Consider the following 14,605-nt stretch of genomic DNA (forward strand, 5'->3'; position numbering starts at 1 on the left):
CAGTCCCCTCTCCCTGTGGGAGAGGGTTAGGGTGAGGGCAACAAATCGCATGATCTTCGTCACATTCCCATAAGCATCTCTTATCTGACGCAATACGAATTAAATTTCGTAAATTGCCCACATTTATTCGTTTGCTGAACCGTTTTCGCAGCAATTGACGACGGGGGTTTTACGTGGCTTTATAAAGGGAGATGACAAAATAATGTCCAGAAGATTTTCGCATGGGCATAAACAAAAATGATGGGGTGACTGGGTTTTTATGAACGAACAATATTCCGCGTTGCGTAGTAATGTCAGTATGCTCGGCAAAGTGCTTGGAGATACCATCAAAGACGCTCTGGGGGAGAACATCCTCGACCGCGTTGAAACCATCCGCAAGCTGTCCAAATCTTCCCGCGCCGGTAACGAGGCCAATCGTCAGGAGCTGCTCACCACCTTGCAGAACCTCTCCAACGATGAGCTGCTGCCCGTTGCCCGCGCCTTCAGCCAGTTCCTGAACCTGGCAAACACCGCTGAGCAATACCACAGCATTTCGCCAAAAGGCGAAGCGGCCAGCAACCCGGAAGTCATTGCCCGCACCCTTCGTAAACTCAAAGACCAGCCCGACCTCAACGAAGCGACCATCAAAAAAGCGGTGGAATCCCTTTCGCTGGAGCTGGTACTGACCGCACACCCAACCGAAATCACCCGTCGTACGCTGATCCACAAAATGGTGGAAGTGAACAACTGTCTGAAGCAACTGGATAACAAAGACATTGCCGACTACGAACGTAACCAGCTTATGCGCCGTCTGCGCCAGCTGATTGCCCAGTCCTGGCACACGGATGAAATTCGTAAGCATCGCCCAAGCCCGGTCGACGAAGCCAAATGGGGCTTTGCGGTGGTGGAAAACAGCCTGTGGGAAGGGGTCCCCAACTACCTGCGCGAGCTGAACGAACAGCTTGAAGAGAACCTGGGCTACCGCCTGCCGGTTGATTTTGTTCCGGTGCGCTTCACCTCCTGGATGGGCGGTGACCGCGACGGCAACCCGAACGTGACGGCGGAAATCACCCGTCACGTCCTGCTGCTGAGCCGCTGGAAAGCGACCGACCTGTTCCTGAAAGATATTCAGGTGCTGATCTCCGAGCTGTCGATGGTGGAAGCCACGCCGGAACTGCGCGCGCTGGCCGGTGAAGAAGGCGCCAGCGAACCGTACCGTTTCCTGATGAAAAAACTGCGCGGTCAGCTGATGGCCACTCAGGCCTGGCTGGAAGCGCGCCTTAAAGGCCAGCGCCTGCCGAAGCCGGAAGGTCTGCTGAGCCAGAACGAACAGCTCTGGGAGCCGCTGTACGCCTGCTATAAATCGCTCCAGGCCTGTGGGATGGGCATCATTGCCAACGGCGAACTGCTCGACACCCTGCGCCGCGTGAAGTGTTTCGGCGTGCCGCTGGTGCGTATCGACGTTCGTCAGGAAAGTACCCGTCATACCGAAGCACTGGGCGAGCTGACCCGCTACCTCGGCATCGGCGACTATGAAAGCTGGTCAGAAGCCGACAAACAGGCGTTCCTGATCCGCGAGCTGAACTCCAAGCGCCCGCTGCTGCCGCGCAACTGGGAGCCAAGCAACGACACCCGCGAAGTGCTCAACACCTGTAAAGCGATCGTGGATGCGCCGAAAGGATCGGTGGCCGCCTATGTGATCTCCATGGCGAAGACCCCGTCCGACGTGCTGGGCGTTCACCTTCTGCTGAAAGAAGCGGGCATTGACTATGCTCTGCCAGTGGCCCCGCTGTTTGAGACCCTCGACGACCTGAACAACGCTAACGACGTGATGACCCAGTTGCTGAACATCGACTGGTATCGCGGCTTTATTCAGGGCAAACAGATGGTGATGATTGGCTATTCCGACTCCGCGAAAGATGCGGGCGTGATGGCAGCCTCCTGGGCGCAGTATCAGGCGCAGGATGCGCTAATCAAAACCTGCGAAAAAGCCGGTATTGAACTGACCCTGTTCCACGGACGCGGCGGCTCCATTGGTCGTGGCGGTGCGCCTGCACACGCAGCGCTGCTCTCTCAACCACCAGGAAGCCTGAAAGGCGGCCTGCGCGTGACCGAGCAGGGTGAGATGATCCGCTTCAAGTACGGCCTGCCGGAAGTGACCATCAGCAGCCTGTCGCTCTATACCAGTGCGATCCTGGAAGCCAACCTGCTGCCGCCGCCGGAGCCAAAAGAGTCCTGGTGCCGGATCATGGACGAGCTGTCTGACATCTCCTGCGACCTCTATCGCGGCTACGTGCGTGAAAACAAAGACTTTGTGCCTTACTTCCGCTCAGCAACGCCTGAGCAGGAGCTGGGTAAACTGCCTCTGGGTTCGCGCCCGGCCAAGCGTCGCCCGACCGGCGGCGTTGAATCCCTACGCGCCATTCCGTGGATCTTCGCCTGGACGCAAAACCGTCTGATGCTGCCGGCCTGGCTGGGTGCCGGTGCGGCGCTGCAAAAAGTGGTGGAAGACGGAAAGCAGAGCGAACTGGAAACCATGTGCCGCGACTGGCCGTTCTTCTCTACCCGTCTGGGCATGCTGGAGATGGTCTTCTCGAAAGCCGACCTGTGGCTGGCGGAATACTACGATCAGCGTCTGGTGAAACCAGAGCTGTGGGCGCTGGGTAAAGAGCTGCGCGAGCTGCTTGAAGGCGATATTAAAGTGGTGCTGGATATCGCTAATGACTCCCACCTGATGGAAGACCTGCCGTGGATCGCCGAGTCTATCCAGCTGCGTAACATCTACACCGACCCGCTGAACGTTTTACAGGCTGAACTGCTACACCGTTCGCGTCTGGCGGAGGAGGAAGGTAAAGAGCCGGATCCGCGCGTTGAACAGGCGCTGATGGTAACGATAGCAGGCGTTGCGGCAGGTATGCGCAACACCGGTTAATGCTCAGTGCCCGGCAGCGCTACGCTTGCCGGGCACTTCTCGATCTTCCCCCTTCCCTGATTTCCCCCTCAATCTTTACCTCCGGTAAGGCAATCACGTTTCCCTTAGACGTAGCGCAAAAAATGTCCGGCACGCCGGGAGTAGAGTCACTCTTAGTGCAGTTCGAACAGGGCAGGATTTACCTCAAACACTAAGGGAGTAATGTTATGGACCGTGTTATTCAATCCCCGGGGAAATACATCCAGGGTGCAGATGTTCTTACTCGCCTCGGCGACTACCTGAAGCCGCTGGCGAACCGCTGGCTGGTAGTGGGCGATAAATTTGTGCTGGGTTTTGCTGAAGAAACCCTGCGTCAGAGTTTTAAAAAAGCCGGACTCCATGCCGAAATTGCACCGTTTGGTGGCGAATGTTCGCAAAATGAAATTGATCGCCTGAAAAAGCTGGCCGACAGCGCCGACTGCCTGGCGGTGCTGGGTATCGGGGGCGGTAAAACGCTGGATACCGCTAAAGCGCTGGCCCACTTTATGGACGTGCCGGTGGCCATTGCCCCGACCATTGCCTCCACCGATGCGCCGTGCAGCGCCCTTTCCGTGATTTATACCGACAGCGGCGAGTTCGATCGCTACCTGATGCTGCCGCACAACCCGAACATGGTGATTGTCGATACCAAAGTGGTGGCGGGCGCACCTGCACGCCTGCTGGCCGCCGGGATTGGCGATGCCCTGGCAACCTGGTTTGAAGCGCGTGCCTGCTCACGTAGCGGCGCGACGACCATGGCGGGCGGCAAGTGCACGCAGGCAGCGTTAGCGCTGGCAGAGCTGTGCTACAACACGCTGGTTGAAGAGGGCGAGAAAGCGATGCTGGCGGCGGAACAGCACGTGGTCACACCGGCGCTGGAACGCATTATCGAAGCCAACACCTATCTCAGCGGCGTGGGCTTTGAAAGCGGCGGGCTGGCGGCGGCGCATGCCATTCACAACGGCATGACGGCGGTGCCGGATGCGCATCATTTCTACCATGGTGAAAAGGTCGCGTTCGGCACGCTGACGCAACTGGTACTGGAGAACGCGCCGGTTGAAGAAATTGAGACCGTCGCCGCGCTTTGCCACAGTGTTGGGCTGCCGATCACGCTGGCGCAGCTGAATATCAAAGAGGATATTCCGGCCAAAATGCGGCTGATCGCGGAGGCGTCCTGTGCCGAAGGGGAAACCATTCACAACATGCCTGGCGGCGTAACGCCGGATCAGGTCTATGCGGCGCTGCTGGTGGCGGACCAGTACGGACAGCGATTCTTGCAGGAGTGGGAGTAACGAAAAAAGCCGGGTGGCGCTGCGCTTACCCGGCCTACATGGCACTTTAATTTGTAGGCCGGGTAAGGCGTAGCCGCCACCCGGCACAATGGCTACTTCACATCAAACCGGTCCAAATCCATCACTCGCGCCCACGCGGCAACAAAATCACGAACGAACTTCTCGTGTGCATCACTGCTGGCGTAAACTTCGGCCAGCGCACGCAGGACGGCGTTTGAACCGAAGACCAGATCGGCGCGGGTCGCGGTGTATTTCACTTCCCCGCTGGCGCGATCGCTACCGGCAAACAGCTCGTTTGAGTCGTCGGTCGCTTTCCACTGGGTGTTCATATCCAGCAGATTAACGAAGAAGTCGTTGCTCAGCACGCCCTCGCGGTTGGTAAACACGCCATTCTTGCTGCCATCGAAGTTTGCACCCAGTACGCGCAGACCGCCGATCAGCACCGTCAGTTCCGGCGCGGTCAGGGTCAGCTGCTGGGCTTTGTCGATCAGCAGCGACTCCGTGGTGGATACATCCACCTGCGCACGGTAGTTGCGGAAACCGTCAGCAACCGGTTCGAGCAGGTTAAACATCTCGATGTCCGTCTGGTCCTGACGCGCATCCACGCGGCCCGGGGTGAACGGTACGTTGACGTAAACGCCCGCGGCTTTCGCCGCCTGCTCAACGCCCACAACACCTGCCAGCACGATGATATCGGCCAGTGAGGCTTTATTAGTGGTGCGCTGGATAGCTTCCAGAGCCGGTAACGCCCGCACCGCTGCGGCGTTCACATCCCAGTCGCGCTGAGGCGCCAGCGCCAGACGCGCGCCGTTAGCGCCGCCACGCTTGTCGCCGCCGCGGAAGGTCGATGCCGACGCCCAGGCCACGGAAACCAGCTCGCTCACGGAGAGACCAGAGGCCGCGATTTCCGCTTTCAGGCTTTCAATATCTTCCTGCGTCGGATGGAACACCGGTTGAGGCAGCGGATCCTGCCAAATCAGATCTTCTTTCGGTACTTCCGGGCCGATGTACCGCGCTTTTGGCCCCATATCGCGGTGGGTCAGCTTGAACCACGCGCGCGCAAAGGCTTCGTTGAAGGCCTGCGGATCGTTCAGGAAGCGACGGGAAATTTTCTCGAATTCCGGATCAAAACGCAGCGTCAGATCGGTGACCAGCATGGTTGGCTTGCGTTTTTTCGACGGGTCGAACGGGTCAGGCATAATTTCCGGCGCATCCACGGCTTCGAACTGAATGGCGCCCGCCGGGCTACGCGTCTGCACCCATTCGTATTTGAACAGGTTCTCGAAGAAGTAATTGCTCCACTGGGTCGGGGTTTGAGACCAGATAACTTCCAGCCCGGAGGTGATGGCGTCAGCGCCAATACCGGTGCCGTGCGTGCTGGCCCAGCCCAGGCCCTGCGCTTCAATCGGCGACGCTTCCGGGTCAGTGCCCACGTGCGTGGCTTCACCTGCGCCGTGCGTTTTACCGAGCGTATGGCCGCCCGCAATCAGCGCGACGGTCTCTTCGTCATTCATGCCCATGTTGCCAAAGGTAGCGCGGATCGCCGCCGCCGCAGACAGCGGTTCACCGCTGGCGTTCGGCCCTTCCGGGTTAACGTAAATCAGGCCCATTTCGGTGGCCGCAAGCGGGCGCTTCGCCAGCGCTTCCGGGTCACGGTGGGTCAGCCAGGCTTTTTCATCGCCCCAGTTCACGTCCAGATCCGGTTCCCAAACGTCTTCACGCCCGGCACCGAAACCAAAGGTGCGGAAGCCGGAGTTCTCCAGCGCCACGTTACCCGCGAGGATAAAGAGGTCAGCCCAGGAGATTTTTTGTCCGTATTTTTGCTTAATTGGCCACAGCAGGCGGCGAGCCTTATCCAGGCTGACGTTATCCGGCCAGGAGTTCAGCGGTGCAAAGCGTTGCTGACCGCGTCCGGCGCCGCCGCGACCGTCAACGGAGCGATAGGTACCCGCACCGTGCCAGGCCATACGGATAAACAGGCCCGCATAGCTGCCCCAGTCGGCAGGCCACCACGGTTGTGAGTCGGTTAACAGTGCTTTGAGATCGCCCTTAAGGGCGGAATAGTCGAGCTTGCTGAATTCTTTGCGGTAGTCGAAGTCTTCACCCAGAGGGTTAGAACGGCTGGAGTGTTGATTAAGTAGATCGATGCGAAGTTGTTTAGGCCACCATTCTTTGCTGCCGGTACCTGCACCCGCGCTATGATCGACGCCGCCCTGGTGGAACGGACATTTGCCGGCGGATGCCGCGTTATTGGTCTCGTCTGACATGCTCATCGCTATGCTCCCTTTACAGTGTTACCGTTACGATATACACCACTAGCGATAAGAGATAGTTGAATTAATCCACAGATTCGATAGCTAATACCTTTTAACTCTCCGTTCGATTAAAAAACCCTCATTTTATGAGGGTTTTTTACTTTACAGCGCCGGGCGAACACCGAGCGTATGGCAAATGGCGTAGCTCATTTCCGCGCGGTTCAGGGTATAGAAATGGAAATCTTTCACCCCTTCGCGACTTAAAATCTTCACCATGTCCATCGCGATATTGGCCCCCACCAGCTTACGGGTTTCCGGATCGTCGTCCAGCCCTTCGTACATTTTGGACATCCACAGCGGAATGCGCACGTTGGTCATATCTGCGAATCTCTTCGCCTGTTTGAAGTTCGAGACCGGCAGAATGCCAGGAATGATTTCGACATCAATACCCGCCGAGACGCAGCGGTCGCGAAAGCGCAGGTAGCTTTCCACGTCAAAGAAGAACTGAGTAATCGCGCGGTTAGCACCGGCCTCCACTTTACGCTTCAGGTTGAGCAGATCCGCCTGGGCGCTTTTGGCTTCCGGGTGAACTTCAGGGTAGGCGGCCACGGAGATATCAAAGTCGGCAACGTCTTTCAGCAGCCCGACCAGATCGGCGGCAAACATCTCTGGCTTGCCGCTGCCTGGCGGGAGGTCGCCGCGCAGGGCCACAATGTGACGAATGCCGTTATTCCAGTAGTCCTGGGCAATGGCGCGCAGTTCATCACGGGTGGCGTCGATACAGGTCAGGTGCGGTGCCGCTTCCAGACCGGTTCGATCTTTAATGCCCTTAATGATGCTGTGCGTGCGGTCACGCTCACCGGAGTTGGCGCCGTAGGTTACGGAGACGAACTTCGGCTTCAGGCTGCTCAGGCGATCGATAGAGCTCCACAGGGTTTGCTCCATTTCACTGGTGCGCGGCGGGAAAAATTCAAAAGAGACGTTAATCTGGCCGTTTACTTCGGCCAGGCTCTGATTCAGGGCTTCCCGCTGGTTGGCGTGAAAAAAGCTCATACCTTACCTCTATCTTTCGCGTGTCGATGTTTGTTGTGTTGTGAACTTCTATACGTTTAGACGTCCAGATGTAAAAATGACGGAAAAGCGGGATGACGTCAACAGAAATAATCAACAATAACGGTGAGGTTTGTTCAGGCAAGATGAAGGGCGTTCATGATGGGGGTGAGTGCGGTCTGCTGCCCTCACCCTAACCCTCTCCCACGGGGAGAGGGAACAAGCGAAATTACAGCAGCTTAGCCAGACGATTAATGTCAGACTGAATGGCTCCGGCGGTGACATCGCGTCCCGCGCCCGGGCCACGGATCACCAGCGGGTTATCGCGATACCAGCGGCTTTCGATGGCGAAGACGTTATCGCACGGCAGGAGCGCCGCCAGCGGATGTTCAGGACGCACCGCCTCCACGCCCACGCGCGCTTTACCGTTCGCCTCGAAGCGCGCCACGTAACGCAGCACCAGGCCCATCTCGTTAGCCGCTTCCAGACGTTGCACCATCTGCTCGTTCAGCTCGTCGCCGTTCTCGAAGAAGTGATCGACGGACCCTTCCTCGCAGCCCGCAGGCACCAGCGACTCAACGCGTACCTGACCCGGCTCAATGTCGTAGCCCGCTTCACGCGCCAGGATCACCAGCTTACGCATCACATCTTTACCGGCAAGGTCAACGCGGGGATCCGGCTCGGTTAAGCCCTGCTGCCACGCCTGATCCACCAGGTCGGTGAACGGAACGGTGCCGTCAAACTGCAAAAACAGCCAGGAGAGCGTGCCGGAGAAGATCCCGCTCAGCGCCAGAATACTGTCGCCGCTTTCAATCAGGTCGCGCACGGTATGGTTCACCGGCAGGCCCGCGCCAACGGTGGCGTTATACAGCCAGTGACGGCCCGTTTTTTCGAATGCGTCATGGATCTGACGGTATTTATCAGTGCTGCTCGCGCCCGCCAGTTTGTTGGCGCTGATGACGTGGAAACCGTGGCTGGCGAAATCCAGATACTGATCGGCCAGCTGTTCGCTGGCAGTCACGTCCAGCACCACCAGATCGTCGTACGGGTGCGCGCGCATCCACAGGAACAGCGACTCTTCATCCTGCTCAACCGCTTCATCGTTAAAGAAGGCCAGCGCCCGGCTGGCGTCCAGCCCTTCGTAGTTCAGCAGGCTGCGGCGGCTGTCCACCACCCCTGCCAGAATAAATTCAAACCCGGTACGCGCCGAAAGCGTTACCTGCTCGCGGGCGAACAGCTCCAGCCAGCGGGAACCGATGTTCCCTTTCCCGAACAGTACCAGGCCGATGCGTTTTTCCGCGCGGAACAGGGAGGTGTGCAGACCCTGAATCAGGCTTTCGGTTGGCCCTTTACGCAGCACGGCAACCAGACTGATGCCCTCTTCCGACTGCCAGGTGAACTCCACCGGCTGACCTTTCAGTTGCTGCCAGAAGCGGTGGCAGTGGAGCGGGTTACGGGTGACGCCCGCGCCCACCATCGCCACCAGCGCCAGCCCCTGACGCAGGCGAAGCTCGCCCGGCAGGCCCGCTTCATCCAGAATTTTCAGGGCGCTGTCCACCACTTCAGCGGTATAGCAGAACTGCAACAGCTGACGATCGTTATGTACGCCAACGGCCAGCGGACGCACCTGGGCACGTTTCAGGATGGTGTCGATATCTTTGTGTGCCAGTTTGAAATCCTGGCCCGCAGGCACCTGGAACTCAATCAGGCAGATGTCATCATGGCTGGTGACAATGCGCGCGCCCGTGCCGGATGCCAGCACGCGTTCAATGCGGGTGGAACCCTGATCCGGCGTGTAGCTACAGCGTAGTTGCAGGTCGATGTCGCTGCCGGAAACCGGCTGTAGCGTGCGCGCGTGCAGCACCGGGGCCGCCAGACGCGCCAGTTCGCTCGCTTCGTCGAGACGCAGCAGCGGCAGCAGGCAGGCATCTTTTACTTTGCGCGGGTCCGCGCTGTAGACACCGGCCACGTCGCTCCAGATGGTGACGCGGGACACGCCCGCCAGGGCGCCAATCTGCGTTGCCGAGTAGTCAGAGCCGTTACGGCCCAGCAGAACGGTTTCGCCAGCATTGCTGCGGCTGATAAAACCGGTGACGACAATACGTTTACCAGGATGTTGCACCAGCAGCTGTTGCAGCAGCGGGTAAGACAACCCTTCGTCCACCTGCGGCTGTGCGGCACGTTCGGCACGCAGGAAATCACGCGCGTCGAGCCAGGCGGCTTCCACACCAAGATGTTGCAGCACGGCGGCCATCAGGCGCGCAGACCACACTTCACCGTGGCCAACCACTTCCGCATACACTGCATCGGTAATGCCGCTGTCCAGCAGAGCGGCCAGACGCTCAAGGTCGTGCGTAAAAGCGCTAATCAGCCCGTCCGCCACGTCCGCAGGCAGCAAACCGGCAATCAGTTCACTCTGGTAACGACGTAAGGACTGTTGCACCTGATGCGCAGAGAGGCGATCGGTCTGGCTCAGTTTCAGCCAGCTAATCAACTGGTTGGTGGTGCTGCCCGCCGCAGAGACAACCATCATGTCTCCCGGCTGTGAATACTCGGTCATGATCCCTGCGACACGCAGGTAACATTTCACATCAGCAAGACTACTACCACCAAACTTGTGCAGCTGACGACCCTTCGTCCCTGCCTGCGCTATCACACTCATGATTACCCCTTGGCTGCGACCCGGAAGCCATTTTCCAGATCGGCAATTAAATCTTCAGAATCTTCAATACCGGTCGAGATACGCAGCAGCGTCTCGGAAATCCCGGCGGCGGCACGTGCTTCGGGTGCCATACCTGCGTGCGTCATGGTTGCGGCGTGGGAGATCAAGCTTTCTACTCCCCCTAAGGATTCCGCCAGCGTAAACAATGACAACCCGCTCAGGAAGCGACGCAGCGTTTGCTCGTCACCGTCCAGTTCAAAACTTAACATCGCGCCAAATCCTTTCTGTTGGCGCGCGGCAATCTCGTGCCCCTGATTTTCCGGCAGCGACGGGTGATAAAGCTTCTTCACCAGCGGCTGGGTTTTCAGGAAATCCACGATCGCCTGGGCATTACGCTGCGCCACGTCCATACGCGGAGACAGCGTGCGGATACCGCGCAGCAGCAAATAGCTGTCGAACGCGCCCGCGGTGACGCCAATGTTATTGGCCCACCATGCCAGTTCGGTGACAACATCAGGATCTTTGGCAATCACCACGCCCGCCACCACGTCAGAATGGCCGTTCAGATATTTAGTGCATGAATGCAATACCAGATCGGCACCCAGTGCCAGTGGGTTCTGAAGGGCCGGACTGAGGAACGTATTATCCACTACACTTATCGCTCCCGCATCCCTTGCGAGCTGACAAATTTTCGCAATATCGACTACGCGCAACAATGGATTGCTTGGACTTTCCACCAGCACCAGCTTCGGCTGCTCGGCAAGCGCCTGTTTCAGCGCCTGTTCGTCGTTTTGATCGACAAACAGCACACGGTAGCAGCCACGTTTCGCCAGGCTATCAAACAGACGATAGCTGCCGCCATAACAGTCGTGCGGCGCCACCAGCAGATCGCCAGGTTTCAGGAACACCGTAGTCACCAGGTGAATGGCAGACATGCCGGTATTGGTTAATACCGCACCCGCGCCGCCTTCCAGTTCCGCCAGCGCGCGCTGGGTGACGTCACGCGTAGGATTGCCGCGACGCGAGTAGTCATGCGCGCGGGGTTCATTAAATCCGGTGAAATTATAGGTGCTGGAGAGATGAATTGGCGGGACAACGCAGCCGTACTGCTCGTCATCATTCAATCCGCTACGCACTGCGATGGTGGCCTGTTTACGCGTCATGGTGAGGCTTCCTGGCGAATGAGGTGAAAAGTCAGGCACCAGAGTAAACATTGAAAGTATGGACGTCAATACATCTGGACATCTAAACTTCTTTGCGTATAGATTGAGCAATGTGCAAATAGCCGTTAAAATTATATGCTTTAGGACACGCTACAGCGGCAATATCCGTGCCTCGGTATCGTCTCTACGGTAAACTACGCAAGATTACGGTTCAAAACTGATGGTTACCGGTTTTGCACCTTTAGATTAATGACTGAGAGGATTAAAGGTATCTCATGGCTGAATGGAGCGGCGAATATATCAGCCCATACGCTGAGCACGGTAAGAAGAGTGAGCAAGTCAAGAAAATCACGGTGTCCATTCCTCTGAAGGTGTTGAAGATCCTCACCGATGAACGTACGCGTCGTCAGGTGAACAACCTGCGTCACGCCACCAACAGCGAACTGCTGTGCGAAGCGTTCCTGCATGCGTTTACCGGCCAACCGTTGCCGAACGATGACGATCTGCGCAAAGAGCGCAGTGACGAAATTCCAGAAGAGGCGAAGGTGATCATGCGTGAACTGGGTATCGACCCGGATACGTGGGAATACTGATAAGCGGATACAAAAAAGGCACCTTGCGGTGCCTTTTTTTCGGGAAACTTATTTAGCGCCCGGGATGCTGAAACGCTTGTTGAAGCGGTCAACACGGCCACCGGTTGCAACATCACGCTGCTTACCAGTGTAGAACGGGTGGCATTTGCCGCACACGTCCAGGTTCAGATCGTGACCCACGGTAGAGCGGATCTGGATAGAGTTACCGCAAGAGCAGTTTGCAGTAATCATTTCGTATTTCGGGTGAATATCTTTTTTCATGGGAGAACCTCAGTTAAGGCCGCGTCGCTCTTCCAGCCCTAACGCCAGACACCACGCGATGTTGAATGTAAGTTCTTTGGCGTAAAATACACCAAAGGCGGCGAATCATACAGAATTTGACCAACGTATGCAAACTGATCCGCACGCCGCTTTCACTAATGTGTATACTAACGCGCCACTTTTCAAGTCAGGAAGATTCGATGCCCGTCGCTCACGTTGCCCTGCCCGTTCCGCTTCCCCGCACCTTTGACTACCTGCTGCCCGACAGCATGAGCGACAAAGCGGGCTGTCGCGTGACCGTGCCGTTTGGCAAACAGCAGCGTGTGGGGATCGTGGTGTCCGTCAGCGAACACAGCGAACTGCCGCTTAACGAGCTGAAATCGGTTGTTGAGGTGCTGGACAGCGAGCCGGTTTACTCCACCAGCACCTGGCGACTGCTGCTGTGGGCGGCAGATTATTATCATCATCCGATTGGCGACGTGCTGTTCCATGCCCTGCCCATTATGCTGCGCCAGGGCAAGAGCGCCAGCCACGCGCCAATGTGGTACTGGTTTGCCACCGAGCAGGGCCAGGCTGTGGACATTAACAGCCTGAAGCGCTCGCAGAAACAGCAGCAGGCGCTGGCCGCGCTGCGCCAGGGAAAAATCTGGCGCCATCAGGTCGACGAGCTTGAGGTAAGCGAAACCGCGTTGCAGGCATTAAGGAAGAAAGGGTTGAGCGAGCTGGCCAGTGAAGCCCCTGCCCTTCACGACTGGCGCGACGGCTTTTCCGTCTCGGGCGATCGCCTGCGTCTGAATACCGAGCAGGCCACCGCCGTAGGCGCGATTCACAGCGCCGCCGACCATTTTTCCGCCTGGCTGCTGGCGGGCGTCACCGGCTCCGGTAAAACCGAAGTGTATCTGAGCGTGCTGGAAAACGTGCTCGCGCAGGGCAAACAGGCGCTGGTGATGGTGCCGGAAATCGGCCTGACGCCGCAAACCATCGCGCGTTTTCGTGAACGCTTTAATGCGCCCGTTGAGGTCCTGCACTCCGGCCTGAACGACAGCGAGCGCCTCAGCGCCTGGCTGAAAGCGAAAAACGGCGAAGCAGCAATTGTGATCGGCACCCGTTCATCGCTGTTTACGCCGTTTAAAAATCTCGGCGTTATCGTAATCGATGAAGAGCATGACAGCTCCTATAAACAGCAGGAAGGCTGGCGCTATCACGCCCGCGACTTAGCCGTGTACCGCGCCCACAGCGAGCAAATCCCCATTATTCTCGGGTCCGCCACCCCCGCGCTTGAAACGCTGCACAACGTTCGCCAGCGTAAATACCACATGCTGCGCCTGACGCGCCGTGCGGGGAATGCCCGCCCGGCCATTCAGCATGTGCTGGATTTGAAAGGCCAGCAGGTGCAGGCCGGGTTAGCGCCTGCGCTGATTAGCCGCATGCGCCAGCATTTGCAGGCGGGCAACCAGGTGATCCTGTTCCTGAACCGCCGCGGCTTCGCGCCTGCGCTGCTGTGCCACGACTGCGGCTGGATCGCGGAGTGCCCGCGCTGCGATCACTACTACACCTTCCACCAGGCTCAGCGCCATTTACGCTGCCACCACTGCGACAGCCAGCGTCCGGTCCCCCGTCAATGCCCGTCCTGCGGCTCAACGCACATCGTGCCGGTCGGTCTGGGAACGGAACAGCTTGAACAGGCGCTCGCGCCCTTCTTCCCGGACGTACCCATCTCCCGTATCGACAGGGATACCACCAGCCGTAAAGGGGCGCTGGAGCAGCAACTGGCGGAAGTGCATCGCGGCGGCGCGCGCATCCTGATTGGTACTCAGATGCTGGCGAAAGGGCACCACTTCCCGGACGTGACGCTGGTCGCCCTGCTGGACGTCGACGGCGCGCTGTTCTCCGCGGATTTTCGCTCCGCCGAGCGTTTCGCCCAGCTTTATACCCAGGTTGCCGGTCGCGCTGGTCGAGCGGGTAAGCAGGGCGAGGTGGTGCTGCAAACGCACCACCCTGAACATCCGCTGCTGCAAACTCTGCTGCACAAAGGCTATGACGCCTTCGCGGACCAGGCGCTGGCCGAACGTCAGACGATGCAGCTTCCCCCATGGACCAGCCACGTTATCATCCGTGCGGAAGATCATAATAACCAGCAGGCTCCGCTGTTCCTGCAACAGCTGAGAAACCTCCTGCAAGCCAGCCCGCTGGTGGATAATCAGCTGTGGATTTTAGGCCCGGTACCCGCGCTCGCCCCGAAACGCGGCGGCCGTTTCCGCTGGCAACTGTTACTTCAGCACCCCTCGCGTATCCGTTTACAGCAGATCGTCAGCGGCACGCTGGCGCTGATCAATACCCTACCGGAAGCGCGAAAAGTGAAGTGGGTTCTTGACGTCGATCCGATTGAAGGCTGAAGAC

At 58.2% G+C, this 14,605-nt stretch carries 9 protein-coding genes; 4 read left to right on the forward strand and 5 right to left on the reverse strand.

Going from position 1 to position 14,605, the window contains the following annotated elements:
• Positions 1-259 precede the first annotated feature (259 nt).
• Both ppc and gldA read left to right on the forward strand, forming a co-directional pair.
• Positions 260-2,911, forward strand: a complete 2,652-nt coding sequence (gene ppc / locus ACQG0T_RS22570; protein ID WP_017383108.1) for a phosphoenolpyruvate carboxylase — start codon at positions 260-262, stop codon at positions 2,909-2,911.
• A gap of 206 nt (positions 2,912-3,117) precedes the next feature.
• Positions 3,118-4,221 carry a bifunctional L-1,2-propanediol dehydrogenase/glycerol dehydrogenase gene (gene gldA / locus ACQG0T_RS22575; RefSeq protein ID WP_003862047.1) on the forward strand — a complete coding sequence of 368 codons (1,104 nt, stop codon included), beginning with the start codon at positions 3,118-3,120 and terminating at the stop codon, positions 4,219-4,221.
• A gap of 92 nt (positions 4,222-4,313) precedes the next feature.
• On the opposite strand, the gene katG is transcribed toward gldA, so the two are convergent.
• From katG to metB, 4 genes are all read right to left on the reverse strand, one after another.
• A complete protein-coding gene (katG, locus tag ACQG0T_RS22580; protein WP_017383105.1) occupies positions 4,314-6,494 on the reverse strand; it encodes a catalase/peroxidase HPI in 2,181 nt (726 codons plus the stop codon).
• A 144-nt stretch (positions 6,495-6,638) separates the two neighbouring features.
• On the reverse strand, positions 6,639-7,529 hold the full coding sequence (gene metF / locus ACQG0T_RS22585; protein WP_023295622.1) for a methylenetetrahydrofolate reductase: 891 nt from the start codon (positions 7,527-7,529) through the stop codon (positions 6,639-6,641).
• Between the two features lie 226 nt (positions 7,530-7,755).
• Positions 7,756-10,188 carry a bifunctional aspartate kinase/homoserine dehydrogenase II gene (locus ACQG0T_RS22590; protein ID WP_017383103.1) on the reverse strand — a complete coding sequence of 811 codons (2,433 nt, stop codon included), beginning with the start codon at positions 10,186-10,188 and terminating at the stop codon, positions 7,756-7,758.
• Positions 10,189-10,190: 2 nt separating this feature from the next.
• Positions 10,191-11,351 carry a cystathionine gamma-synthase gene (metB, locus tag ACQG0T_RS22595; protein WP_017383102.1) on the reverse strand — a complete coding sequence of 387 codons (1,161 nt, stop codon included), beginning with the start codon at positions 11,349-11,351 and terminating at the stop codon, positions 10,191-10,193.
• A 275-nt stretch (positions 11,352-11,626) separates the two neighbouring features.
• On the opposite strand from metB, the gene metJ reads away from it, so the two are divergent.
• Positions 11,627-11,944: a met regulon transcriptional regulator MetJ gene (gene metJ / locus ACQG0T_RS22600; RefSeq protein ID WP_006179183.1), complete on the forward strand. Its 318-nt coding sequence runs from the start codon at positions 11,627-11,629 to the stop codon at positions 11,942-11,944.
• Between the two features lie 48 nt (positions 11,945-11,992).
• Here metJ and rpmE read toward each other — a convergent pair whose 3' ends face one another.
• Positions 11,993-12,205 (reverse strand): 50S ribosomal protein L31, encoded by a 213-nt coding sequence (gene rpmE / locus ACQG0T_RS22605; RefSeq protein ID WP_003862040.1) that lies wholly within the window; start codon positions 12,203-12,205, stop codon positions 11,993-11,995.
• Positions 12,206-12,405: 200 nt separating this feature from the next.
• Between rpmE and priA the strand changes: the two genes are divergently transcribed.
• The gene (gene priA, locus ACQG0T_RS22610) at positions 12,406-14,601 is read left to right on the forward strand and encodes a primosomal protein N' (protein WP_023295623.1); all 2,196 of its coding nucleotides are present in this window, start codon (positions 12,406-12,408) and stop codon (positions 14,599-14,601) included.
• Positions 14,602-14,605 lie beyond the last annotated feature (4 nt).

The organism is Enterobacter cloacae complex sp. 302F9, assembly GCF_050030335.1.
In the GTDB taxonomy this organism is placed as follows: Bacteria; Pseudomonadota; Gammaproteobacteria; order Enterobacterales; family Enterobacteriaceae; genus Enterobacter; species Enterobacter hormaechei_C.